This window comes from Cellulomonas sp. P1_C4 (assembly GCF_056406355.1).
Map to the genome: position 1 here is coordinate 1 of NZ_JBFUAI010000032.1, position 23236 is coordinate 23236.

The 23236-nt window shown below is 73.8% G+C and carries 21 protein-coding genes; 9 read left to right on the plus strand and 12 right to left on the minus strand.

The genetic code is table 11. The features are described from left to right. A partial coding sequence (locus AC1DYZ_RS19255; RefSeq protein WP_477066714.1) for a hypothetical protein occupies window positions 1-722 on the minus strand: 722 nt, incomplete at its 3' end. 128 nt (window positions 723-850) lie between these two features. Here AC1DYZ_RS19255 and AC1DYZ_RS19260 point away from each other — a divergent pair. Next, window positions 851-1204: a hypothetical protein gene (locus AC1DYZ_RS19260; RefSeq protein ID WP_477066715.1), complete on the plus strand. Its 354-nt coding sequence runs from the start codon at window positions 851-853 to the stop codon at window positions 1202-1204. Here AC1DYZ_RS19260 and AC1DYZ_RS19265 read toward each other — a convergent pair. Next, window positions 1201-2889: an FAD-dependent oxidoreductase gene (locus tag AC1DYZ_RS19265; RefSeq protein ID WP_477066716.1), complete on the minus strand. Its 1689-nt coding sequence runs from the start codon at window positions 2887-2889 to the stop codon at window positions 1201-1203. The genes AC1DYZ_RS19260 and AC1DYZ_RS19265 overlap by 4 nt on opposite strands. Before the next feature lie 41 nt (window positions 2890-2930). Here AC1DYZ_RS19265 and AC1DYZ_RS19270 point away from each other — a divergent pair, with 41 nt between their 5' ends. The 3 genes from AC1DYZ_RS19270 (at window position 2931) to AC1DYZ_RS19280 (ending at window position 8437) form a co-directional block, all read left to right on the plus strand. Beyond that, a complete protein-coding gene (locus AC1DYZ_RS19270; RefSeq protein WP_477066717.1) occupies window positions 2931-3518 on the plus strand; it encodes a protein-L-isoaspartate O-methyltransferase family protein in 588 nt (195 codons plus the stop codon). A 149-nt stretch (window positions 3519-3667) separates the two neighbouring features. Further along, on the plus strand, window positions 3668-7819 hold the full coding sequence (locus AC1DYZ_RS19275; protein ID WP_477066718.1) for a S8 family serine peptidase: 4152 nt from the start codon (window positions 3668-3670) through the stop codon (window positions 7817-7819). A 111-nt stretch (window positions 7820-7930) separates the two neighbouring features. Next, window positions 7931-8437 carry a hypothetical protein gene (locus tag AC1DYZ_RS19280; RefSeq protein WP_477066719.1) on the plus strand — a complete coding sequence of 169 codons (507 nt, stop codon included), beginning with the start codon at window positions 7931-7933 and terminating at the stop codon, window positions 8435-8437. A 34-nt stretch (window positions 8438-8471) separates the two neighbouring features. On the opposite strand, the gene AC1DYZ_RS19285 is transcribed toward AC1DYZ_RS19280, so the two are convergent. Then, the gene (locus AC1DYZ_RS19285) at window positions 8472-8987 is read right to left on the minus strand and encodes a ribonuclease H family protein (RefSeq protein ID WP_477066720.1); all 516 of its coding nucleotides are present in this window, start codon (window positions 8985-8987) and stop codon (window positions 8472-8474) included. Between the two features lie 103 nt (window positions 8988-9090). On the opposite strand from AC1DYZ_RS19285, the gene AC1DYZ_RS19290 reads away from it, so the two are divergent. Continuing rightward, window positions 9091-9606 carry a hypothetical protein gene (locus AC1DYZ_RS19290; protein ID WP_477066721.1) on the plus strand — a complete coding sequence of 172 codons (516 nt, stop codon included), beginning with the start codon at window positions 9091-9093 and terminating at the stop codon, window positions 9604-9606. Between the two features lie 6 nt (window positions 9607-9612). Here AC1DYZ_RS19290 and AC1DYZ_RS19295 read toward each other — a convergent pair whose 3' ends face one another. The 7 genes from AC1DYZ_RS19295 to AC1DYZ_RS19325 form a co-directional block, all read right to left on the minus strand. Continuing rightward, entirely contained in the window at window positions 9613-10158 is a 546-nt protein-coding gene (locus AC1DYZ_RS19295) for a DoxX family membrane protein (protein WP_477066722.1), read from the minus strand. 170 nt (window positions 10159-10328) lie between these two features. Beyond that, window positions 10329-11279: a 5'-3' exonuclease gene (locus AC1DYZ_RS19300; RefSeq protein ID WP_477066723.1), complete on the minus strand. Its 951-nt coding sequence runs from the start codon at window positions 11277-11279 to the stop codon at window positions 10329-10331. 89 nt (window positions 11280-11368) lie between these two features. Continuing rightward, window positions 11369-12775, minus strand: coding sequence for a hypothetical protein (locus tag AC1DYZ_RS19305; protein ID WP_477066724.1), 1407 nt, complete (start codon window positions 12773-12775; stop codon window positions 11369-11371). 70 nt (window positions 12776-12845) lie between these two features. Further along, complete coding sequence (locus AC1DYZ_RS19310; RefSeq protein ID WP_477066725.1) at window positions 12846-13421, minus strand: RNA polymerase sigma factor; 576 nt, start codon at window positions 13419-13421, stop codon at window positions 12846-12848. Between the two features lie 121 nt (window positions 13422-13542). Then, window positions 13543-15168, minus strand: coding sequence for a MinD/ParA family ATP-binding protein (locus tag AC1DYZ_RS19315; RefSeq protein WP_477066726.1), 1626 nt, complete (start codon window positions 15166-15168; stop codon window positions 13543-13545). 228 nt (window positions 15169-15396) lie between these two features. Next, window positions 15397-15801 carry an ATP-binding protein gene (locus AC1DYZ_RS19320; protein WP_477066727.1) on the minus strand — a complete coding sequence of 135 codons (405 nt, stop codon included), beginning with the start codon at window positions 15799-15801 and terminating at the stop codon, window positions 15397-15399. A gap of 125 nt (window positions 15802-15926) precedes the next feature. Then, window positions 15927-16292 carry a VOC family protein gene (locus AC1DYZ_RS19325; protein WP_477066728.1) on the minus strand — a complete coding sequence of 122 codons (366 nt, stop codon included), beginning with the start codon at window positions 16290-16292 and terminating at the stop codon, window positions 15927-15929. Between the two features lie 258 nt (window positions 16293-16550). Here AC1DYZ_RS19325 and AC1DYZ_RS19330 point away from each other — a divergent pair, with 258 nt between their 5' ends. The 4 genes from AC1DYZ_RS19330 to AC1DYZ_RS19345 are packed head-to-tail and all read left to right on the plus strand — an operon-like array spanning window position 16551 to window position 22286. Continuing rightward, window positions 16551-16802, plus strand: a complete 252-nt coding sequence (locus tag AC1DYZ_RS19330) for a hypothetical protein (protein WP_477066729.1) — start codon at window positions 16551-16553, stop codon at window positions 16800-16802. Continuing rightward, window positions 16799-19747 (plus strand): helix-turn-helix transcriptional regulator, encoded by a 2949-nt coding sequence (locus AC1DYZ_RS19335; protein ID WP_477066730.1) that lies wholly within the window; start codon window positions 16799-16801, stop codon window positions 19745-19747. The genes AC1DYZ_RS19330 and AC1DYZ_RS19335 overlap by 4 nt, the downstream gene beginning before the upstream one ends. Window positions 19748-19798: 51 nt before the next feature. After that, the gene (locus tag AC1DYZ_RS19340) at window positions 19799-20869 is read left to right on the plus strand and encodes a DNA polymerase domain-containing protein (protein WP_477066731.1); all 1071 of its coding nucleotides are present in this window, start codon (window positions 19799-19801) and stop codon (window positions 20867-20869) included. Next, the gene (locus tag AC1DYZ_RS19345) at window positions 20853-22286 is read left to right on the plus strand and encodes an MFS transporter (RefSeq protein ID WP_477066732.1); all 1434 of its coding nucleotides are present in this window, start codon (window positions 20853-20855) and stop codon (window positions 22284-22286) included. Before AC1DYZ_RS19340 ends, AC1DYZ_RS19345 begins: the two co-directional genes overlap by 17 nt. Window positions 22287-22290: 4 nt before the next feature. On the opposite strand, the gene AC1DYZ_RS19350 is transcribed toward AC1DYZ_RS19345, so the two are convergent. Together AC1DYZ_RS19350 and AC1DYZ_RS19355 are read right to left on the minus strand one after the other, a co-directional pair. Further along, the gene (locus tag AC1DYZ_RS19350) at window positions 22291-22629 is read right to left on the minus strand and encodes a hypothetical protein (RefSeq protein WP_477066733.1); all 339 of its coding nucleotides are present in this window, start codon (window positions 22627-22629) and stop codon (window positions 22291-22293) included. A gap of 59 nt (window positions 22630-22688) precedes the next feature. Then, window positions 22689-23236, minus strand: a 548-nt coding sequence (locus tag AC1DYZ_RS19355; protein ID WP_477066734.1) for a M15 family metallopeptidase, incomplete at its 5' end; no start/stop codon positions are given.

The window sequence follows — 23236 nt, forward strand, 5'->3', positions numbered from 1 at the left end:
GCGGCGGCCTGCGCCGCGACGGCGTCGGCGGCCTTCTTGGCGTCGGCGCTCTCGCGCACGCTGGTGGCGAGGGTGGCGACCGTGGCGACGGCCTCGCGCAGCTTGGTCGTCGTCTCGTCCTCCTTGCCGGTGCTCTTCGGGATCGTCGGCACCGAGACCGGCGCGGGCGTCGTCTCGAAGACTGTCGCCGGGTCGGGCGTCGCGTCGGGCTCGGGGGTCGCGGCGGGGGCCGTCTCCGCCGGTGCGGCGGCGTCGGCGGACGTCGCGGTGTCGGCCGTGTCCGCGCGGTCTGCCGAGCGGGAGGTCGCGGCGCCCCGGTCGACGGCGTCGCCGTCCGCCGCGGCGGCGCTGACGAGCTCGTGAAGCTTGTCGGTGGCCTCCTGCAGCGCGGCCACCTCGGCCGCGTCGACCTGCGCCTGCGTGGCCTCGGTCTGCACCGTCTGGGCGACCTCGAGCGCGTCGGTCGCGACGTCGACAGCACCGGCCCGGGCCTTGTCCACCTGGGCGGCGGCGCTCGCGGACGGGAGCGCCATGAACGCGCTCCCCCGGTCGTCGGCGTTCGCCGAGACGGCCACGATCGCGCACATGCTCACGGCGAGAGCCGCGACGACGCCACCTTGAGCGAGGCGGGCCGGGCGGGCGACGGCGCGTGCCGGCGCAGGGCGCGCGGCAGCGTGCCGGCCACTGCTGGGCCGACCTCGGGACGGAATCTTGTCACTCACGCGTAACACGTTAAGTTCTTCGGACGAGCGTCCAGGACACTTGAGCCCTTTGGGCGGGGGAGATCTCGTGTGGATCTCGTCACGGCACCGTCACACAATTCATAGGCTTCGGCCGCTACGATTCCGCCGTGCCCCCGGAATCACCCCCCGCTCCCCAGCCGTCGACGCCCCCCGCGCCGTCGCCCGTCCGCGGTCTCGACGACCTCTACGACATCGCGCGGCTGGCCGAGCGGCTCGGGGTCGAGCACGCCACGATCCGGGTCTGGCTCTCCCGCAAGGTGCCGTGGCTCCCGCAGCCCGACGGTCGCCTCAACGGCGGTGCGGTGTGGCGCGCGACCACGCTCGAGGGCATCGAGATGCGCCGCGAGCGCGGCCGGCCGGGTCGCAAGCCCAAGTTCGTCCCCGACCCCTCGGCGGCGGGCGTGCCGCGCACCGGGATGATCCCGGTGGTCTCCGCGATGACGACCCAGCAGCCGAGCTAGAGGACGGTCAGCCGCAGGGCACCGGGTGCGCTCGACGGCACCACGGGCCGGATCGGTCGCACGGGCCGCAGCCGCTGGTACGGCTCCCCGAGCCTCGGTCGCCGGTCGGCCTCGCCCGCGTTGGGCCAGACCGCGAACGCCCGCTCGGCCTGGGCCGTGATGGTGAGCGACGGGTTGACGCCGAGGTTGGCGGAGATCGTCGAGCCGTCCACCACGTGCAGGCCCGGGTAGCCGAACACCCGGTGGTAGGCGTCGACCACGCCGGTCGTCGCCGACGACCCGATCGTGCAGCCGCCGAGGAAGTGTGCCGTCATCGGCACGTCCGCCACCTCGCCCACGTTGCTCGCCGCGAACCCGCCCAGGTGCGCGGCCATCCGTCGGTAGGCCGCGTTCGCGGCCGGGATCCACGTCGGGTTGGGCTCCCCCTCCCCGGGCACCGACGTCAGCCGGACGGCACCCCGCCACGTCCGGCGGGGGCGCACCGTGATCGACGACCCGCCGGTCTGCATGACCAGCCCGATGACGGTGCGCTGCGACCAGCTGCGCAGGCCGAGCAGGAGCGACGCGACCTGCCCGGGATGCCGCGCGACGTTGCCGGCCCAGCGCAGCGGGCGGGGCACGCGCCCGCCGCCGTCCGTGAGCACCGTGCTCAGCAGGCCCATGAGGTTGGACCCGCGCCCGTAGCGCACGGGCTCGAGGTGGGTGCGCTCGTCCAGGTACACCGACGACGTGATGGCGACGCCGCGCGTCATGTCGGGCCGCCGCCGCCAGCCGCGCCAGCGCGTCGCCGCGCCCCCGAGCGACTCGCTGTTGGTCCGGGTGAGCGCCCCGAGCCGGTCGGAGAGCGCGGGCAACGTGCCGTCCGCCTTCATGCGGTGCAGCAGCTGCTGCGTGCCCCAGGTCCCGGCGGCAACCACCACCTGGGTGGCGGTGACGGTCCGGTCGCCCCCGCGCCGCCCCGTCCGGGTGGTCCTGATCTCCCACTCGTCACCGCGCGGACGGATCGACGTCACGGTGGTCTCGGCGACCACGCGCGCGCCGGCGCGCTCGGCCAGCCAGAGGTAGTTCGTCGGCAACGTGTTCTTGGCGCCGTGCCGGCAGCCGGTCATGCACTCGCCGCACTGCAGGCACCCGCGCCGCTCCGGTCCGGCACCGCCGAAGAACGGGTCGGGCACGCGGGCGCCCGGTGTCCCGAACACCACGCCCACGGGGGCGAGCCGGAACGTCGCCCCGACGCCCAGGTCGTCGGCGGCACGGCGCACGACGTCGTCCGCGGGCGTGCAGGTCGGGTTGTCGACGACGCCGAGCATGCGGGTCGCCTGGTCGTAGTACGGGGCGAGCTCGTCGCGCCAGTCCGTGATGCCCGCCCACTGAGGGTCCGCGTAGAAGGCGTCCGACGAGGGCCGGTACAGCGTGTTGGCGTACACCAGCGACCCGCCGCCGACCCCCGCGCCCGCGAGCACGACGACGTCCGGCAGCACGTGGATGCGCTGGATCCCGAGCCAGCCCAGCCGGGGCGCCCACAGGAAGCGGCTCACGTCCCACGACGTGCGCGGCAGGGTGTCGTCGGTGAACCGGCGACCGGCCTCCAGGACCAGGACGCGGTAGCCCTTCTCGACGAGCCGCAGCGCCGCCACGGACCCGCCGAAGCCGGACCCGACCACCACGACGTCGTACTCGGCCATACGTCCTCCTCGCTGCGTGCGGCCGATCGTAGGCTCGACCCATGCGCGAGGGTGTCGCGGACCCGGAGCGCGCCGCCGACGTGGCCGACGCGATGCGTGAGCTCGCCCGCGAGAGGTTCCTGCCGCCGGAGCAGCGCGCCCGCGCCGGCGAGGACCACCCGCTGCCGCTGTGGCACGGGCAGACCAGCTCGCAGCCGAGCACCGTGGCCGCCATGCTGCGGCTCCTGCAGGTGCCCGTCGGGTCGCGCGTGCTGGACGTCGGCGCGGGGTCGGGCTGGACGACGGCGCTGCTGGCGCGGCTCGTCGGGCCCGCCGGGCTGGTCCTGGGCCTCGAGCTCGACCCGTCGATCGCCGCGTGGGGGTCGTCGAACCTGGCCGCCTGCGCGATGCCCTGGGCGACGCTCGAGACCGCGACTCCCGGCGCCCTCGGCCGGCCGGTCGACGGCGGCTGGGACCGGATCCTCGTGTCCGCGGCGCCGCGCGAGCTGCCCGCGTCCCTGGTCGACCAGCTCGGGAACGACGCGCGCCTGGTGATCCCGGTCCGGTCGACCATGCACCTCGTGGTCCGGACCGCGGGGCGGACGACGATCACCACGCACGGCTCGTACGCCTTCGTGCCGCTGCGCTGACTCCGGTCCCCTCGGGCGAACCGTGCAATCAGGGAGAACGTGACGAATGCCGTACCTGCCAGTAACGTGCACACGGCATGCGGCTTTGTGACCACCGTCACGTAGCCGCACACCTGTCTGTCGTTCCACCTCGAACCAGGGATGCGCATATGCCACGTCGACCCGTCCTCGCCGCGTTCACGGCCCTCTCCGTCGCGGTCAGCACCGCACTCCTGGGCGCCGGGGGGGCATCGGCGGCACCACCACCGACGGATGGACCGACCGCGGCGAGCGCCAAGGCTCTCGCCGGGCGCCTGGACAGCAAGCTGGCGAAGGACCTGGTCAAGGCGTCCGGCACGATCACCGCGTTCGTCCAGCTGGACGCGAAGTCCGGCACGGATGTGACCGACGACGGAGGCACCCCGACCGAGGTCAAGGCCGCCGCCGCGGACACCGAGGCGCTCGCCGACGAGGTCGTCCCGCAGCAGCTCACCGCGCGCTCCGCCCGGTCCGCCGCGCCGAAGCAGATCGCGACGCTGACCAACCTCGTCGCCGGCACGCTCGTCACGGGCGACGCCGAGCAGGTCCGCGCACTGGCCGACTCCCCCGACGTCGTCGCGGTCTACCGGGTGACCCCCAAGACCGCCGCCAACGCCAACACCGTCGCGTTCACCCGCGCCCTCCAGGTCTGGCAGGACACCGGCCAGACGGGCAAGGGCGTCCGGATCGGCGTCATCGACACCGGCCTCGACTACACGCACGCCGACTTCGGCGGGCCCGGCACCGTCGCCGCGTACGACGAGGCCTACGGCACCGACGGCTCCGGCCCGATCCCCGCCGGCCTGTACGACCCGGCCAAGTTCATCGGCGGCTACGACTTCGCCGGCCCGCTGTACGACGCCGACCCGGCCTCGACGCTTCCTGGCGCGACCAACGTCCCGACGCCGGACGAGAACCCGATCGACTCCATGTACCTGTCCGACAACGTCGGCCACGGCACGCACGTCTCCGGCACCGCTGCCGGGTTCGGCGTCCTGCCCGACGGCTCGACCTTCACGGGTGACTACGCGAGCCTGACGGATGTCTCCGACTGGCAGGTCGGCCCCGGCAGCGCGCCCGGCGCCCAGCTCTACTCCTTGAAGGTCTTCGGGGACATCGGCGGCTCGACCAACCTCACGTCGCTGGCCCTCGACCGCGCGGCGGACCCGAACGGCGACGGGGACCTGAACGACCACCTCGACATCGTGAACATGTCGCTCGGCGCCGACGGCACTCCCGCCGACGACCCGGACAACCTGCTGGTCGACCAGCTCACCGCGCTCGGCACCGTCGTCGTCATCGCGTCGGGCAACGCCGGCGACATCACCGACATCGGCGGCGGCCCCGGCAACGCGGCCGGGGCGCTCACCGTCGCCAACTCCGTGGGCGCCCCGCAGACCTACGACGGCGTCAAGGTCACCGCGGCGTCGAACCCGGCACTGGTCGGGCTCCACTCGGGCCAGAACTCGGTCAGCTACGGCGGAGCCGACGTGACGGCACAGGTGGGTGACCCGGGTGGCAACTTCGACGGTTGCACCGCCTTCACCTCTGCCCAGGCCGCCGCGGTCTCCGGCAAGATCGCCTATCTCTGGTGGAACGACGACGACACCGCCCGTAGGTGCGGCTCGGCCGTGCGCTTCAACAACGCGCAGGCGGCCGGCGCGGTCGGCGTACTGCTGCCCACCGAGAAGACCCCGTTCTCGGCCGGCATCGCCGGCAACGCCGGCATCCCCGGCTTCCAGATGACGGCGCCGACCACCGACGAGCTGCTCCCGGAGATCACGGCCGGCACGCTCACGGTCCAGATCGGCCCGTCGCTGGCGGGCACGGTCGTCCAGGACCTCGCGGGCGACGTGCTCAACACCGGATCGTCGCGCGGCGTGCACGGCTCGCTCGGCACGGGCAAGCCCGACGTCGCCGCTCCCGGGACCGGCATCCTCTCCGCCGCGTCCGGCACGGGCAACGAGCCGCAGTCCCTGAGCGGCACGTCGATGGCCACCCCGCACGTCGCGGGCATCGCCGCACTGGTTCGCTCGGCCCACCCCGGCTGGGAGGCCGCGCAGGTCAAGTCGGCCGTGGTGAACACCGCCACGCACGACGTGTTCACGGGGCCCAAGGGGACGGGCACGGCCTACGGGCCGGAGCGCGTCGGCTCGGGTCGCGTCGACGCCCTCGACGCGGTCTCGACCGACACCATCGCGTACAACACGCAGGACCCGGAGCAGACCTCGGTCACCTTCGGCGTCGTGCCGGTCGGCGCGACGACGGTCGTCCAGAAGAAGACCGTCACCGTGAAGAACCTCGGCACGACGAGCGCGGTGTGGAAGACGTCCGTGTCGAAGTCGTCGACCGCGGGCGGCGCCACCATCACCGCGTCGCCGGAGTCCGTCACGCTCGACGCCGGCAAGTCGGCCGTCGTCACGCTCACGCTCACGGCCGACCCGGCCACCTTGAAGCGCGACCTCGACCCGACGTCCGCCGCGATCCAGGCGGGCATCCCGCGGGAGTACGTCGCGGAGGTGTCGGGGCGGCTCGTCCTGAAATCGGGCACCCATGAGCTCCGGGTGCCCCTGCAGGCCGCGCCCAAGCTGGTCAGCGACCTCAAGGCAGCCCCGGTCGCCTTCGCCGACCCGGGCGCCGCCACGGCCGGCCTCGCGATCTCCGGTCGCGGCGTCGCGTCGGGCGGCTGGTACTCGCTGACCTCGCCGCTGATCCTCGGCGCCACGAGCCCCAAGCTCGAGGACGTCCCGGGACTCGTCACCTCGCCGTCGGCCACCGCCGCCGGTGACATCCGGTACGTGGGCTGGGCGTCGACGGCACCGGCGATCGCCGCGGCCGGCGGCGACCCGACCACGGGCCTTCTCGGCATCGGCATCGCGACCGACGGGGAGTGGGCCACTCTCGGCCGCTACGTGATCCCCGTCATCGACATCGACATCGACGGCGACGGCAAGTACGACCTGGAGACGGTGGTGCAGAAGTACAACGCCGCCGCTGACGTCACGATCGCCGCGACGTTCGACTACCTCACCGGCAAGAACCTCGACGTCCAGCTCATCAACGGGTTCTCCGGCAGCGTCGACTCGGGCGTGTTCGACGACAACGTGCTCGTCGCGCCGATCGGCCTGGACTACGCCGGGATCCCGGCCGGTTCCACGCCCACGATCGACGTCTACACGGTGTCCGACTACGCGGCGGCTGACTCCGGCGTGCTCGACACGGCGCCGTCGTTCACGGTGAACCCGTACGACCCGCCGTTCTGGTTCGAGAACGACATCAAGGGCTCGTTCTCCTCGCTCGGCGCCAACGGCAAGACCATCCCGGTCCACAAGGGCACCGGCGCCGCCGACGGCCAGCTGCTGGTGTTCCAGCACCAGAACGCCGACCCGGTCTCGCGGGTGCAGCTGGTGGACGTCACGGTCCCGGTGGCGACGCCGACGACCACGACGCTCACCGTCAACGGCCCGAAGACGGCCGGCAAGGAGCTCACGCTCAAGGCCACCGTCGCTCCCTCCGCGGCCACGGGCACCGTCACGTTCCTCGACGGGACCACGGCGATCGGCTCGTCCCCCGTCTCGGGCGGCACGGCGAGCGCCAAGGTCAAGCTCGGTGGCGGGTCGCACTCGCTGACCGCGTCGTTCGCGCCCGACACCGCGCAGTTCGCGGCGTCCACGTCGGCGGCCGTGCCGGTCGACATCGCGAAGTCGGGCTCGACGACGGCGATCACGCTGTCGAAGAACTCGGCCTCCTACGGCACGCCGGTCACGGCGACCGTCGTGGTCACCGGCTCGTCGGCGGCGCCCACCGGGACCGTGGACATCAAGGAGAAGGGCGTCACCATCGCGTCCGGACCCCTCACCGTCGCCGGGCTCAAGGGCACCGCGACGATCGCCCTGCCGACGGACCTCTCCGCCGGGACGCACCAGCTGACCGCCGTGTACGCGGGCAGCGCGGACGTCAACGGCTCGCAGAGCCAGCGGTCCTTCAAGGTCACCCCGGCGGTGTCCACGGTGTCGCTCTCCGCGTCGTCGTGGACGGTCACCCCGGGCACCAAGGCGTCGGTGACGGTCACCGTGGCGGGTCCGGCCGGCGCGCCCACGCCGACCGGTTCCGTGGCGGTCCTCGTCGGCCTGCAGCGGGTGGCCGTCGTGCCGCTCGTCAACGGCAGCGCGACGGTGACCCTGCCGGCGGCTCAGCGGTCCGCCGTGGTGCTGGCGACCTACAACGGCGACCGCGGGTATCGGCCGTCCGTCGCCGCGCACGCGCTGACCGTCAAGCACTGACGCACGCCACGAGGGCCGCGTCGACCTCCGGGTCGGCGCGGCCCTCGCGCGTCCGGCCGATTCAGCCGCGGCCCGGGTCAAGGCCTGCGGCAACGCCGTCGATAAGGGGGCATGGCAATGTTCCGACGCGCAGCGCGGCCCTCCGACGGGTCGCAGGTCCCGCACCCGCACATGCCCGAGGACGACCACCGCTCCGTGCGGGTCGACCCGCTGAACGCCGCCGAGACCGTCTGGGCGGCTCAGCACCGCGAGATCATCACGGGGCTGTGCTCCGGGACGGTGGACACGCAGTCGCTCGGCGAGCTGTTCGACCGCGTCCAGGCGATCTGGCTCCAGTCCACGGACCGCACGGACCCGGAGTCGCTGGTGCACGCGTTCGGGGTCTCGATCGGTGATCTCGTCGCGCAGCGCGTCCCCGGTCTGGTGTGGGGATCCGCGCACGGCAACGGCGCCGCCGAGCTGGTCCTGACGCACCCGCAGCACGATCTCGTCGTGCTCCCGCTCGCCGCCGTCGCGGCCAGCTGGGGCCGCGCCCCCGTCGGCTGGGTGGCCGAGTACGTCCACGACGCGTCGGGCGGCGCGCTCGCGATCCTGGCGGAGGAACGCCAGACGCACTGACCTTTCGTCAGGTGGGCGCGCGAGGTCCGGACGCTCAGAAGAGCCTGTCGGGCTCCAGGACGGGTGCAGGCGACGCGACCGGCCGTCCGACCTCCACCGGCGCCGCGTTCGCGGGGACGCCGTCGCGCACGCCGCGGGCGGCGATGCCGGCGAGCTCGTCGGCACGCTCGTTGAACTCGTCGCCGCGGTGCCCGCGCACCCACACGAACGTGACCGGCCCCGCGCGGTCGGCGATGGCCTGGTCGATGGACTGGATGAGCGCGAGGTTCTGCACGGGCCCGCCGGCGGCGGTCCGCCAACCCTTGCGCTTCCAGCCGTGGATCCACTCGGACGAGCACTTGATGGCGTACTGCGAGTCGGCCTGGATCACCAGGGGCTCGTCGCCGGGGTGAGAGCGGACGGCCTCGAGGACCGCCATGAGCTCCGCGATCTGGTTGGTGCCGGACGCGTGGCCGCCGCTGGCGCAGGTGCCGTCGTGGTTGGCCCACGCCCAGCCGATGGCCCCGCCGGGGTTGCGCAGGCAGGAGCCGTCCGTGCTGACCGTGATCACGGGACGTGATTCTGCCCTGCCGACGAGGCCGTCCTGCACCCGAACGGGGTCAATCGGTGCACAAGTGCTCACGTGACCCGTCGATCCGGCCGATGTGCACGGTATGACGACGTTCGACGACACGGACCTCTTCACCGACGCGTTCCACGACTTCCGGGGCGTCGGCGACGCCCGACGCCGCTCCGGCTGGTTGACCGCGCTCGTGCTCGTCGCGGCCGCGGCCCTGGTCGCCGGCGGGATGGTCTGGGTCAAGCTGGCTCAGCACACGGCCGCGCTCGTCGACCCGCAGACGACGCTCGCCGCGTTCGCGGACCCGCAGCGCTCGGTCGACGTGGTCGCCGCCGACGACCTGGCCGGCAGCATGATCGACCCGGCTACCACGCGGCTCGTCGCCCACACCGCGGACACCCGCTACTACGCCGGGGTGTCCCGGGCCCACCTGCTCTGCGTGCTGGCGGTGACCACGGGCGAGCTGCCCACCACGAGCTGCACGTCCGCCACCGCCGCCGGGGCCAACCTCACCGTCGACGACGCGCTCCGGATCGTGACAAGAGGACCCGCCCCGGCCGCCGCGGACGGCTGGCACGAGGCGGGTCCCCAGGTGTACCTGAAGGACTGACGACACTCACTCCTGCGGGAGACGCAGTCGTGCACCGAGGGCCGCGGCTCCGATGACGGCACCCGCGCAGGCGAGCACGATGTCCTTGAGCACGTACTGGCCCGTGAGGGTCGGCCCGCCGGCGGGGAACAGCTCGCCGTAGAAGAGCACGATCGGCGACATGATGCCGACCAGCGCCCCGGCCAGGATCACCAGGCCGGTCCGCAGGAACAGCCCCGTGATCAGCGTGAGCCCGATGACGGTCTCCATGATCGCGGTGAGCAGCAGCGCGGCCGTCGGGCCGACGTGGCCCAGGGTCAGTGCGCCGATGGTGCGCTCGGCCAGCTCGGCCGCCGGGCTCATGCCGGGGAAGAACTTCAGGACGCCGAAGCCGAGGAACACCAGGCCGAGGCTGATCCGCAGCGCCGTGATCGAGTGGCGGGCGAGGACCTCGGCGAGCCCCGCCTCGACCCGAGCCACGGCGGCCGGGAGGGCGAGGGTGTTGCTCGGGACGGGGGCCGACGTCTTCGCCGCGGGTCGCGCAGTGGACGTCAGGGTGGGGGCGGAGGACATGGGACGTACCTTTCCGGTCGGACCCCTTGTCGGGGCGCGGTTGCCGGTGGTCTCCGGCGGGACGTGGCTATCGGTCGGTAGCGCACGTCACAGCAGGAGCACAGGTACCGATGTCTGATACGCCCGACTTCCACCCGTTCGGCGCAGTTCACCCGATCGAGTGACGGACGTCAGCCCAGCGCGAGCGCGTCCACCACCCGCTTCACGCTCGACGACAGCCCCCAGCGCTCGGCCAGCGCGACGAGCGCCCCCGCGTCCGCGACGACGTTCGGCAGCCGGTCGTCGACGTCCCCAACGGGCGCGTCCGGGGCCACCCGCACGACCGCGGGCGCGACCTCCAGGTAGGCCGCCGCCTCGACCAGCCGCCTTCGCTGCGTGGCGGTGAGCCCGGCGTCCCCGGCGTCGCGCGCGGCGAGGATCCCGGGCAGCGACCCGTACCGGTGGATCAGCTGCGCGGCGGTCTTCTCCCCGATCCCCGGCACGCCGGGCAGCCCGTCGCTCGGGTCTCCGCGCAGCACGGCCATGTCGGCGTAGGCGGGTCCCGACGGGACGCCGTACTTCTCCTGGAGGAACGCCTGGTCGATCACCCCGAGGTCCCGGATGCCCTTGATCGTGTAGAGCACCCGGACCGGGACGGCGTCGTCGACCAGCTGGAACAGGTCCCGGTCGCCGGTGACGACGTCGACCGGACCCGGGTCCGGGCGCGCGACCTCGCGCGCGACGAACGTGCCGATGACGTCGTCGGCCTCGTAGCCGGGAACTCCGACGCGCGCGATGCCGAGGGCCGCCAGGACGTCGACGATGACCGGCACCTGCGGCGACAGGGTGTCGGGCACCTCCTCGACGCCCGTGGTGCCCGGCACCTCGACCGCGACCCGGTGAGCCTTGTACGACGGGATCGCGTCGACCCGGAACTGCGGCCGCCAGTCGTCGTCCCAGCACATGACGAGCCGCGTCGGCCGGTGCGCGGTGACGAGCGTGGCGATCATGTCGAGCAGGCCGCGGACCGCGTTGACCGGCGTGCCGTCCGGCGCCTTCACCGAGTCGGGGACCCCGAAGTACGCACGGAAGTACAGCGACGCGGTGTCCAGCAGGAGCAGCTTCTCGGAACGTTCGGCCATGGGGGCGAGTCTGGCAGGAAGGGCGGGCATGACGAAGGCCGGTCGGCGTCCCCTCCGACGCCGGCCGGCCTTCGCGCTCTGCTCCCCCGTCAGCCCGCGGCCGAGAAGTCCAGCTGCTCGTCGACCACCGCGACGACGCTCCAGGTGACCCCGTCGGCGTCGGCCAGCTCGTACGTGGGCACCAGCACCGACGCCCCGGTCGGCAGCGTGGTCAGCGCGACGCCCAGGCGGGCCGAGACGAGCGTGACCTGCTGGACGGGCCAGGCGATCGGGCTGCCCGCGACCGGGTTGGCAGGGACGGTGGGGTCCGACGACGGTCCGGCCGACGCCACGGTGTCGTCGGTGGCCCGCATCCCCTCGGCCGCGAGCGGCATCACGCCACCGCCGCCCGTGATCCCGAACCGCGGGTCGCCCAGCCGCGCGACGGCCTCCGTCGGGCTGACCACGTCGTACGACCCGAGCTCGACCATCGGCGCCAGCGGGGCGTACAGCGACTGCACCCCGTCGGCGACGATCGTGGCGCTCGCCGTGATCCCCGTCTGCTGACCGTCGACCACCAGGCTCGCGGTGACGTTGGTGACCTGCGGGCTGGTCGGGTCCGTCGAGGCCGCGTACTGGAACGCCGCGGTGTCGAGGCCCAGCGCCGCGAAGGTGTCCTTCGCCTGCCCGATCGCCGCGTCGCCCGTGGGCGCAGCCTCCGACGTCGTGCACTCGCCCTTGTCGATGGCCGGCTCCGGCATCGCCACCCCGCCCGCCGCGTCGCTCGCCGGTGTCTCGATGCTGTCCGGCGCCGAGCGCACGCAGTTCCACGGGTCCCGCGTCGGGTCGTAGTACGAGAGGCTCGCGAGCCCGTCCGGCGACAGCGACACCGACGGACCCGTGCCGTCGTTGGTGCCGACCGACCACGAGCCGTACTCCTGCCGCGGCTGCCCCGGCACCCCGAGGGCGGTCGCCGCCTGCACGATCGTGTCCTGCGAGAACGTGCCCGCGGCGTCGAAGCCCCACGCGTCACCCGAGCCGCCGTCCGTGGACAGCCCGCTGGCCGTGAACACCGTCCGGCCGCCGTACCAGGGGTACATGAGCTTCGCCGAGTCCGCGGCGCCCGCTGCCATCGACGCGGTCTGCGGCGCGGCCGCGTCCCGACCGTCGTCGGCACCCGCGAGCGAGATCGGCGGCGCCGCAGTGATCGTCTCCGGGTCCGCGGAGCTGTTGAGCCCGTACGCGTAGCTGCCGCCCGCGACCACGGCCACGCCCGCGACCGCCGCGGCGACCGTGAGCCAGCGGGGTGCACGACGGTTCCGGCGGGCGGCGAGCTCGTCGGCCGGGTGGGTCGCCAGGTCGACGTCGGTCCGTGCCGACACCGCCGCCAGCACGCTCGCGAGATCCGGGTCGCTCCCCGCGGCCGGGTCGGCGGCCTGCAGGCGGGCGAACGCGACGTCGACCTCGGGTGTGCTGCCGTCGCTGGTCTCGTGCTCGGTGCGGTCGTCCACGGTCATGCCTCCMGGTCGGCGTGCGGTGCTCTCTACCCCTCTTGTGTGCCCAGGGGTGAGCACCTTGCACGCACGATCAGGCCTCCGTGGCTGCCCAGGCCTCCCGCAGGCGGGCGCGCGCACGGCTGAGCGCCGCATCGGCACCGCCGCGACCGATGCCGAGCACCTCGGCCAGCGCCTCGCCGGTCAGGCCCTCCCACGCATTGAGCAGCAGGATCTGCCGGTCGCGGGCACCGAGAGCACCGAGCACCTCGCGCACCTTCGCGTCCTGCACCGCGCGCATCGCGGGGTCGTCGGCGTCGATCTCGTCGGGGACGTCGCCCACCGGCACCGGCCGCCCCTTGCGCCGGTGGTTCGCGACGACGAACCCCGCCGTCCGGTACAGCCACGGCAGCTCGGCGCCCGCGGGGACGTCGGCGCGGCGGCGCCAGGCGGTCGCGAGCACGTCCGCGGTCAGGTCGTCCGCCTCGTCGCGACCCGCCCGGCGGACGATGAACCGGTGCACGGCCGACGCGTGCTCGCGGACCACGGCCTCTAGCCAGGCGGCGTCGCGGACGGGTTCGCCGTCGCGGCGCGCGTCGATCCCGTCGGGTTCGTCGACGGGCGGGTCGTCGGGCTCGAGGTCCGGCGTACTCGGTGTCCGCGACGGCACGGTGCTCCCAGGTGATGGTGGTCGGGCGAAGGCCTACACCTGCACTCTGTCGCGAGGCACCGCGATCTTGCACCCCCCGGGGTGACGGGTTCCGCTCACCCCACGGCGGCTGCCGCCGATCTCAGAGTCCGTCGGCCACCACGGCGGTGACGCGGAGCCAGGCATCCCGGGTGGTGGTGCTCAGCGCGTCGTAGTCGATGGGTCCGCCGGCGACGAGCGCCTTGTCGTGCGGCACGTCGAGCACCGCACGCGTGAGCGCCCCGAAGTGGGAGCGGAGCCGCTTCTGCAGATCCTTGTCCACCTTCGGCTCCGGCGCGGACAGCACGGTCACCGCGCGGCGCACGGCGTCGTCGTGGCCGGTGGCTCGCAGGGCGTCGAGGGCCCAGGCGGCCGACTGCGCCGTGTCCTCGCGGACGGTCGACACGACGACGATCTGGTCGGCGGCCGCGACGGCTGCCTGCCAGTTCGAGGCCCGCATGTTGTTGCCCGTGTCGATCACCAGGACCCGGTAGAACCGCGAGAGGACCTGGTGCAGCGAGGTGAAGGAGCCCGCGTCGACGGACGAGGCCGACGCGGAGTTCTCGTCGGACGCCAGCACGTCGAACTGCTCGCTGGGCTGCGTGCGCACGAACCCGTCCAGGTCGCCGATCCGGACCGTGCCCGACGTGCCGAGCGCGGGCAGCGCGTTGAGCAGGTCGACGGCGGTCTTGGTGTGGTCGGCGTGCGACGACCGCCACCCGAGCGTGCCGCGCGTCTCGTTGTTGTCCCAGGCGAGGGTGTAGCCGCCGCGCTGCAGCCCGAAGGTCGCCGCCAGCAGCATCGTCGCCGTCGTCTTGTGAGCCCCACCCTTGGGGTTGATGATCACGATCGTCTTCGGGCCGTCGAGGGTCCGGCGCACCGACGCCGAGGCGATGCGCCGACGACGCTCGACCCGTCCGGGCTTCGKGGAGATGCTGCCGAAGGTCAGCCGCCGGACACCCGCCTGCCATCCGTGCTCGGCGGGTCCGCCGGACGCGGCGGGGTGACGCGCGGCCAGGAGGTCGTCCAGCGTCGGGAGAGGCTGTGCGGAGCCCTGGGCGGCACCGGCCGCGACGGGCGGCACGTCGGTCGCGGAGCTGTCCTGCGGCCGTGAGCCGGAGCCCAGCGTCGCCGCAGGCCCGCGCGTGGCGGACGACGATGTCGTCGCCGTCGGCGCCTTCGGAGAGTCGCCGCCGGAGGGCAGCGCCGCGGGAGTCCCGCCCGACGGCGTCGACGTGACCGAGCCGGCCGGCCGGTCCGTCCCCGGGCGGCTCGATGCCGCGGTCGCGCCGACAACGGCAGTGGGTGCAGAGCCCGGTCCGGTTCGGCCCTCGTCCGGCGAGGTCGCTCGCGCGGCCTCGACCGCGGGCGTGCCGTCGCCGGAGGACTCGTCGGCCGGGGAGTCGCTCGTGGTGTCCGACGTCTCGCCAGGCTCGTCGGCCGGCGACCCCGGGGCCTCGTCGACGAGGCCGTCGGGGTGGATCAGCAGCGACCAGACGCCGTCGGGGTCGCGCACCTGCACGGGCACGGGACGGCCCACGGTCCCCGCCAGCTCGGCGATCCGGCTCGTGATGGCGGCGCCGGCCTCGGCGAGGTTCGCCATGCGCACTCTCTCGATGACACCGTCGACCGAGATCTCGCCGGTCCCGTCCTCGCGCACCTCGGCGCGGATGTCGGGCAGTCGGGTCGTCGTTGTCGACGCGTTCTGCCCGTCGGTGCCGTCACTCATGTTCACTCATGGTCTAGTTGCCCCTCGCTCCCAGTAGTCCGCCCCCGAAACTACGCTGCGCGGGACATCCGTGCATCGTCGAACCGCAGGCCAGCGCGCTGGCGGAACGCCGCGGCGATCCGGCTCGGCACCCTGAGCAGGGTCGGACGGAGTCCAATCGTGCCGGACGTGACATCGGGCACCTTCGGACAACCCGGGCGCGTCGACAGCCGGCGTGACCGAGATGCGTCACTCGTCGGTGCGGACCTCGAACCACACGGTCTTGCCCTCGCGATGGGTCTGCGTCCCCCACGCCGACGACAGCGCCTCGACGAGGGCCAGGCCGCGCCCGCTCGGCGCGGTGGGCTCGGGGTGCCCGACGGTCGGGGTGCCGCCGCCGGTGTCGCGGACGCCAACCCGGACGGTGTCGCCGTCGATCCTCACCTGGATCCGCACCGCTCCGGCCTCGGGGCCGTGCACGACCGCGTTCGACACGAGCTCGCCCGTGAGCAGCTCGACGACCTGGTTGGAGGCGCCGCCGACGCCGGCGTCGGCGATGGTCCGCATCACCCAGTGCCGGGCGGCGCGGGGCGCCGAGCGTTCGGCCTCCACGACGAGCTCGCCGTCGACGACCTGCGCGTCTCGACGACGCACGCTCGCAGCGCTCCGGAGGTCTCGCACATCGCCCACCTCACCAGGGTGCCCGACCGCGACCGGTCGTGCCCGGGGGGACGGATCGCGCGTCCGGGTGAACGAGGCCGTCGGGCGTGCGCCGGCGCTCAGCCCTGCTGGCTCACCAGGCCTACGAGATTGCCCTCCGAGTCGCGCACGAACGCGTGCCGCTCGTCGGTCCCGGCGGGTCCGAGGGTGTCGTCCTCGTGCCGGAAGATCACGTGCGGCTCGGACTCGACGACGACGCCTTGGGCGCGGAGACGCTCGACCGTGGCGCCGACGTCGTCGACCCGCAGGTACAGGAGGGCCGACGGCGCACCGGCGTCCAGCAGCAGCCGGACGCCGTCGAGGTCGAAGAACAGCAGACCCGGCGGGTCGAAGCGCGCGGTCGGTGGAGCGCCCAGGAGGTCGGCGTAGAAGGCCCCCGCGCGGTCGAGGTCCTCTGCGTGCTGGGCAACCTGGACGAGTGCCATGCTCACATCCTGCACCCCGGCCCGCGCCGGGGCCCAGGCCCCCACGGCGGGTGTCGCCGCAGGTCGGGCCCATCTGAGGTACCTCAGACCGGTCCGTGGGGGCCTCAGGCGCTCACGACCCCACCTCAGGCACCCCCTGGGTAGAACTGCTCGTCGAAACCAGGTGACCCTCCCGATCCGCCGACCCCCGCCTCACCACCAGAGTCGTCCTTGTCAACGAGAGCCGGGCAGATCGTCCGGCGTACAGAGGAGGACACCATGGCTGACTTCTGGGGACCCGCCCTCGACGCCGAGCTCGCCTACCGTCACGAGCGTCTGTTCACCGCGCTCCGAGGCATCCCGGAGCGGGACGCCGCACACGAGCCGTTCGCCGTCGAGCCCACCGCGGGCCTGGAGGCGACCGCCCGTCCGGACGGCTCGCTGCGGCCCGTGCGCCCGGCGCACCCGCTGGCCACTGCCGCTCGTGGGTGGCTCCTGCGAGGATCTGGGGCATGGCACGTGGCTCGATGAGCACACCCTTCGTCGCCCGCGCGCTGCAGGTCGGCCAGCTGATGCTGGCGCTGCAGCGCGCGGGCGTCGGCGAGCCCACGACCGTCCTGCTCGGAGCGGACGCGGGCGTCGGCAAGACCCGGCTGCTGCGGCACGTCGCGGAGCTGGCGGACGCGGCCGGCGCGACGGTCGTCGTGGCCCACTGCGTCGATCTCGGCGAGATCGGCCTGCCGTACCTGCCGTTCGCGGAGGCGCTGTCGCAGCTCCGCGCGCTCGACCCGGACGCCGTCGACGCGGTGGTCGGCAACCGGCCCGCGCTCGCCCGCCTGCTGCCGGGACCGTCGGGCTCGTCGACGGCCCCCGACGACCAGGCGAACCGCCTCCAGCTCTTCGACGGGCTGGCCGAGGCGTTCGGCGCGGTCGGCGGCCCGGGGCACCCGCTCCTGCTGGTGCTCGAGGACCTGCACTGGGCGGACGCGTCGAGCCGGGACGTGCTGCGCTTCCTGGTCTCGCGCCTGCGGGACCAGCACCTGCTCGTCGTCGCCAGCTACCGCACGGACGACCTGCACCGGCGGCACCCGTGGCGGCCCGTCGCCGCGGAGCTGGCGCGCCACCCAAGGGTCGAGCGCCTCGACCTCGCCCCGTTCACGGACGACGAGCTGCGCGACTTCACGACGGCGCTCAGCGGGACGCCGCTGACCGAGACCACCCTGCGCCGCGTCATCGACCGCTCCGAGGGCAACGCGTACTTCGCCGAGGAGCTGCTGGAGGCGGGGGCCGAGGCCGACGAGCTGCCGTGGTCGCTGGCGGACGTCCTGCGCGCGCGGCTCGAGCAGCTCGACCCGTCGGTCCAGCGCCTCGCGCGCATCGCGTCCGCGGCCGGTCGCCGGGTCTCCGAGCCGCTGCTCCGCGCGGCGGTGGCCGCCGACGGCGACGCCCAGCTCGCAGCGCCGGGGGCGGTCGACGCCGCGCTGCGGGAGGCGGTGGCGCACCACGTGCTCGTCGGCGAGGACTCGCTCATCGCCTTCCGGCACGCGCTGCTGGCCGAGGCCGTGTACGCCGACCTCCTGCCGGGCGAGCAGTCGTCGCTGCACCGCGCCTACCTGCGCGTGCTGCGGGGCGACCCGTCGCTCGGGCCGTCGTCGCAGCTGGCGTCGCACGCCCTGCGCGCGCCGGACCTGCCGACCGCGCTGCTGGCCTCCCTCGACGCGTCCGAGCAGGCGCACGCGGTGCTGGCCCCCGCCGAGGAGCTGCGCCACCTCGAGGTCGTGCTCCGGCTCTGGGAGGCCGTGCCCGAGGTCACGGCGGCGCTGGGTCGCGGCGAGCGTCCGGGGCGGACGGGCACCTCCGCGCGCCAGGGCACGCCCCTGGACCACATCCACATCCTCGTCGAGGCTGCGGCCGCGGCGAGCCGCGCGGGTCAGGTGGACCGCGCGGTGCAGCTGGCCCGATCGGCGGTCGAGGAGACCGCCGGCGACCTGCCCCGCCAGGCCAACCTGCGCACCGGCCTCGCGCGGTACCTGCTGGGGATCGAGAGCATCCACGACGCCCTCGAGCAGTCGTCGCGCGCGCTGGCGGACCTGCCCGACACGCCCACACCCGCTCGGGCCTGGGCGCTCGCCACCTACGCGCGCAGCGCGCTCAACGCGGACCTCGACGCGGAGGCCGAGGCGGCCGCGACGGAGGCCGTCGAGCTCGCCCGCACGGCGGACGCGGCGGACGCGGAGTCGGACGCGCTGACCACGCTCGCGGTGCTCGTGGTCGACGACGAGAGCCGCGCGGCGGAGCTGCTGAAGACCGCACTGGCGCGCGCCCAGGAGGCGTGCGACTACGTCACGGAGCTGCGCACCACGTTCAACCTGGCGAGCAACCGCTACTACGCGGGCGACCTCGACGGCGCCACCCGGGTGACCACCGACGGCATCGAGCGAGCCCGCTCGCTCGGCATGACCTGGAGCGTCTACGGCGTCGAGCTGCACATGTTCACGCACCTCATCCGGTACGTCTCGGGCGACCTGACGTCGGCGCCCATCGGGGCGGTCCCGGACGAGCTCGCCCACACGCTGGTGGCGGTGAGCCTGTACGCGGCCGTGGCCCGGGGGGACGACGACGCCGCCGAGCGCGGCCACGCCCTGGAGCCCGTCTGGCCGCGGGACGGCCTGATCGCGCTGGTCTCGGGCGGCTGCACCATCGACGCCCACACCTGGCGCGGCGAGCTGGACGAGGCCATCACGCTGGCGCTGCGCCTCCTGGAGCACCTGTGGCGGGCGTGGTCCGACTACTTCCTCGGCGGCATCTGGCTGGTCGCGCTCGCGCTCGGTGCCCTCGCGGACGCGGCCGCGCAGGAGCGGCTGCTGGGTCGGGACGTCTCGGAGCGTCTCGCGCTGGGCGACCGGCTGCTCGAGCGCGCCGCGACGACGGCGGAGCGGGGACGTCCACGCGGCGGCCGGCTCGGGCCCGAGGGGCGGGCATGGCTGGCGCGGGCGCACGCCGAGCACTCGCGGCTGACCGGGGTCAACGACACCGAGCTCTGGCGGGCGACCGTGACCGAGTTCGACTACGGCTACCGCTACGAGGTCGCGCGCAGCCGGTTCCGGCTGGCGGAGGCACTGCTGGAGGGTGGCAACCGGGAGGCGGCCCTGCGGGAGGCCGGGCTCGCGCTGAGCGAGGCCGACGCGATGGGCGCGGTTCCGCTCGCGACCGCCGTGCGGGGGCTCGCGCGCCGCGGGCGGCTCGACCTGCCGGGCGTCCGGGTCGGGGGCTCCGACGTGCTGACCGCGCGCGAGGCCGAGGTCCTGGCCCTCGTCGCGCAGGGCCTGTCCAACCGGCAGATCGGCGAGAAGCTCTTCATCTCGGGCAAGACCGTCTCGGTGCACATCTCGAACCTGCTGGCCAAGCTCGGCGTCTCGGGGCGCGCCGAGGCCGTCTCGGTGGCGCACCAGCGGGGGCTGATCGGTGCGGGCTGAGCGGGTACGGCCCATGGGCGCGAGCCCGGACCAGCGCCTAGGTTGAGCAGCATGTCTCCGTCGAAGACTCCCGCGGTCGAGCTCGAGGTGCGCGGCCGGACGGTCCGCGTGAGCAGCCCGGACAAGGTCTACTTCCCGGAACGCGGGCTGACCAAGCTCGACGTCGTCCAGTACTTCGTCGCCGTCGGCGACGGCATCCTGGGCGCGCTGCTCGACCGTCCGACCACCCTGGAGCGCTGGCCCAAGGGGGTCTTCGAGGGCGCCAAGCTGGCCACCCGCATGGACTCCACGGGCGACGCGTTCTACCAGAAGCGCGTGCCGCAGGGCGCGCCCGAGTACGTGAAGACCGCCCGGATCTCGTTCCCCAGCGGCCGCACGGCGGACGAGGTCGCGCCGAGCGAGCTGGCGGTGGTGGCGTGGGCCGCCAACCTGGGCACGCTGACGTTCCACCCGTGGCCCGTGGTCGGCGACGACGTCGACGCCCCCGACCAGATCCGCATCGACCTCGACCCCCAGCCCGGCACCGACTTCTCCGACGCGGCCCGCGTCGCGCCGCGGGTGCGTGAGCTGCTCGCGGAGCACGGCATGGAGGGCACCCCGAAGACGTCGGGCGGGCGCGGCATCCACATCTTCGTGCCTATCGAGCCGCGCTGGTCGTTCGTCGACGCCCGGCGCGCGACCATCGCGTTCGGCCGTGAGCTGGAGCGGCGCATGCCCTCCGAGGTCACGATGAAGTGGTGGAAGGAGGAGCGGGGCGCCAAGATCTTCGTCGACTACAACCAGATGGCGCGCGACCGCACGATCGCCTCGGCGTACTCGATCCGCACCAACCCGCGCGCGACGACGTCGGCACCGCTGCGCTGGGACGAGGTCGCTGACGTGCACCCGAACGACTTCGACGTCACGACGATGCCCGCCCGGTTCGCCGAGGTGGGCGACCTCTTCGCCCCGCTGGTGGCGCACACCGCGCCGCGGTACTCGATCGAGTCGCTGCTGGAGCTCAGCGACCGGCAGGAGTCCGACCACGGCGAGGGCGACCTGCCGTACCCCCCGGAGTACCCGAAGATGCCGGGCGAGCCCAAGCGCGTCCAGCCGAGCAAGGACCGTGACCGCCCCCGCTGAGCCCTCGGGCGCGATCGTCTACGCGTCCGGGCGTGGGCGCTGGGTGGTCTTCGCGACCGTCCTCGGGTCCGCGATCGCGTTCATCGACGCCACGGTGGTCACCATCGCGCTGCCGACGATCGCGGAGGACCTCGACGCGTCGACGGCCGACCTGCAGTGGACCGTCAACGCGTACGCCCTGACGCTCGCCGCGTTCCTGCTGCTCGGCGGCTCGCTCGGGGACCGGTTCGGTCGGCGCAAGGTGTTCCTCGTCGGCGTCGTCTGGTTCGCGGTCGGGTCGCTGCTCTGCGCCGTGGCGCCGACGATCGGGCTGCTCAACGTGGCGCGCGCGCTGCAGGGGGTCGGCGGCGCGCTGCTCACCCCGGGCTCGCTGGCGATCCTGCAGTCGACCTTCAGCGGACCGGACCGGGGGCGTGCGATCGGCGCGTGGTCCGGGCTGGGCGGCATCGCGGGGGCCCTCGCGCCGTTCCTCGGCGGCTGGATCGTCGAGGTCACCACGTGGCGCTGGATCTTCGGCATCAACCTGCCGCTCGCCGCGATCGTGGTCGCCGTGACCGCCCGGCACGTGCCGGAGAGCTCGGACCCCAAGGCGGTGAAGAAGCTCGACATCGCCGGCACGGTGCTCGGCGCGCTCGGTCTGGCTGGCCTGACGTACGGGTTCACGGTGTGGACCGAGCGCGGCACGCCGGACGCGCTCGTCGTCGGCGCGCTCACGTTCGGCGTCGTCGCCCTGGTCGCGTTCGTCATGGCAGAGTCGCGCGCCGCCGCTCCCCTCCTGCCCCCTGCCCTCTTCCGGTGGCGCCCCTTCGCCGGCACCAACGCCGCGACCCTGCTCATCTACGCCGCGATCTCGGGGCTGTTCTTCTTCCTCGTCGTGACCCTCCAGGTGGTCGCCGGCTACTCGCCGCTGGCCGCCGGCCTGGCCCCGCTGCCGGTCACGGTGCTCATGCTCCTGCTGTCGCCGCGGGCCGGGGAGCTGAGCACGATCATCGGCCCCAAGCTCCCGATGACGATCGGCCCCGTGGTGTGCGCCGTCGGCGCGGTCATGCTCACCGGCATCGGTACCGACTCCCCCTACCTCACGCACGTGCTCCCGGGCGTGGTGGTCTTCGGGCTCGGGCTCTCCGCGACCGTCGCGCCACTGACCACGACCGCGCTCGCCGCCGCGCCCGACCACCTGGCGGGCGTGGCCAGCGGCGTGAACAACGCCGTCGCCCGCGTCGCCGGCCTGCTCGCGATCGCGGTCCTGCCTCTGCTGGCCGGCGTGGGCTCGTCGCTGACCGACGCCTCGACCCTGCATGCCGCCAACCGCACCGCGATGCTCGTCTGCGCAGCCCTGCTGGCCGCCGGCGGGGTCGTCTCGCTGGTCACCGTGCCGTCAACAGCGGACGCGGTGCGACCGGGGGCCGTGAGCTGACGGCTCAGACCTTCCACACCGGGTCGTCGAGCGGGTCGGTCCGGTCCACGACGAGCGCCGCGACGGTCGAGTCCGCATCGCCGTAGGTCACCAGCGGGACCTCCTTGCGTCCCAGGTACATGTCCTGCACCGTGCCGAGCCCCTCCAACCCCGCCAACGTCCGTGACACCGGGATCGAGCGGCGGGCGCCCAGCACCACACGCCACACCAGGGCCGCGCAGAACAGCGCGTAGAAGCCGAGGACCACGAACGTCGCGAGCGTGGAGCCGCTGAAGATCGACCAGACGAACAGGGCGAGCAGCGCGAGGACTCCCTCGACCACCGACCACGCCTTGACGCCCACGCCGCACCTCCCTTGGTAGYGGCAGCGTCCCACGGCCGGGGCGGCGGCGAAAGGCCTGGTCAGCCCACGTACTCGAAGTGCCAGTACTCCGGGTTGGAGCCGGTGCGGCCGGCCCACGACGGCGACGTCCACCCGTACGCCGGACCGTGCGCGACCAGCCAGCTGCGCTGCGGGGTGTCCCATCCGTACTCGCAGGGGAGCTCGGGCACGTCGAGCGCGAGGCCGGTGCCGTGCGTCGACGTCCCGGGCTTCGCGGCGACGGTGCCGAGGGCCGCCCGCATGGCCACCTGGGTGTCGTAGTCCCGGTACGTCAGGTCGAGGTCGAGGTGGTGGCCGAACGCCGAGCGGAACGCGGCGTCGAGCCGCTCGAGCGCGGCCGCGGCGGCGTTCTTCAGGTAGTACGGCGTGCCGTGCGGGTCGACGTCCCACGAGATCGCCGTCAGCGCCTCGGGGGGCAGCTTGCCGTTCGAGCCGTCGCCGCCCACGGTCGCCGGCGACGTGTAGAACGGCGGACCGGAGTACGTCGTCTCGCAGGAGGGGTCCGAGCCCGTCGCCGGCGGTGCGGCGGGCTTGGCCGCCGGCTTCGCAGGTTCTTTGGGCGTRGCGG

Coding starts and splice junctions, on each gene's coding strand:
- AC1DYZ_RS19265 (WP_477066716.1), bottom strand. CDS start 2,889: ATGGCCGAGTACGACGTCGTGGTGGTCGGGTCCGGCTTCGGCGGGTCC.
- AC1DYZ_RS19270 (WP_477066717.1), top strand. CDS start 2,931: ATGCGCGAGGGTGTCGCGGACCCGGAGCGCGCCGCCGACGTGGCCGAC.
- AC1DYZ_RS19275 (WP_477066718.1), top strand. CDS start 3,668: ATGCCACGTCGACCCGTCCTCGCCGCGTTCACGGCCCTCTCCGTCGCG.
- AC1DYZ_RS19280 (WP_477066719.1), top strand. CDS start 7,931: ATGGCAATGTTCCGACGCGCAGCGCGGCCCTCCGACGGGTCGCAGGTC.
- AC1DYZ_RS19290 (WP_477066721.1), top strand. CDS start 9,091: ATGACGACGTTCGACGACACGGACCTCTTCACCGACGCGTTCCACGAC.
- AC1DYZ_RS19295 (WP_477066722.1), bottom strand. CDS start 10,158: ATGTCCTCCGCCCCCACCCTGACGTCCACTGCGCGACCCGCGGCGAAG.
- AC1DYZ_RS19300 (WP_477066723.1), bottom strand. CDS start 11,279: ATGGCCGAACGTTCCGAGAAGCTGCTCCTGCTGGACACCGCGTCGCTG.
- AC1DYZ_RS19305 (WP_477066724.1), bottom strand. CDS start 12,775: ATGACCGTGGACGACCGCACCGAGCACGAGACCAGCGACGGCAGCACA.
- AC1DYZ_RS19325 (WP_477066728.1), bottom strand. CDS start 16,292: ATGGCACTCGTCCAGGTTGCCCAGCACGCAGAGGACCTCGACCGCGCG.
- AC1DYZ_RS19330 (WP_477066729.1), top strand. CDS start 16,551: ATGGCTGACTTCTGGGGACCCGCCCTCGACGCCGAGCTCGCCTACCGT.
- AC1DYZ_RS19335 (WP_477066730.1), top strand. CDS start 16,799: ATGAGCACACCCTTCGTCGCCCGCGCGCTGCAGGTCGGCCAGCTGATG.
- AC1DYZ_RS19340 (WP_477066731.1), top strand. CDS start 19,799: ATGTCTCCGTCGAAGACTCCCGCGGTCGAGCTCGAGGTGCGCGGCCGG.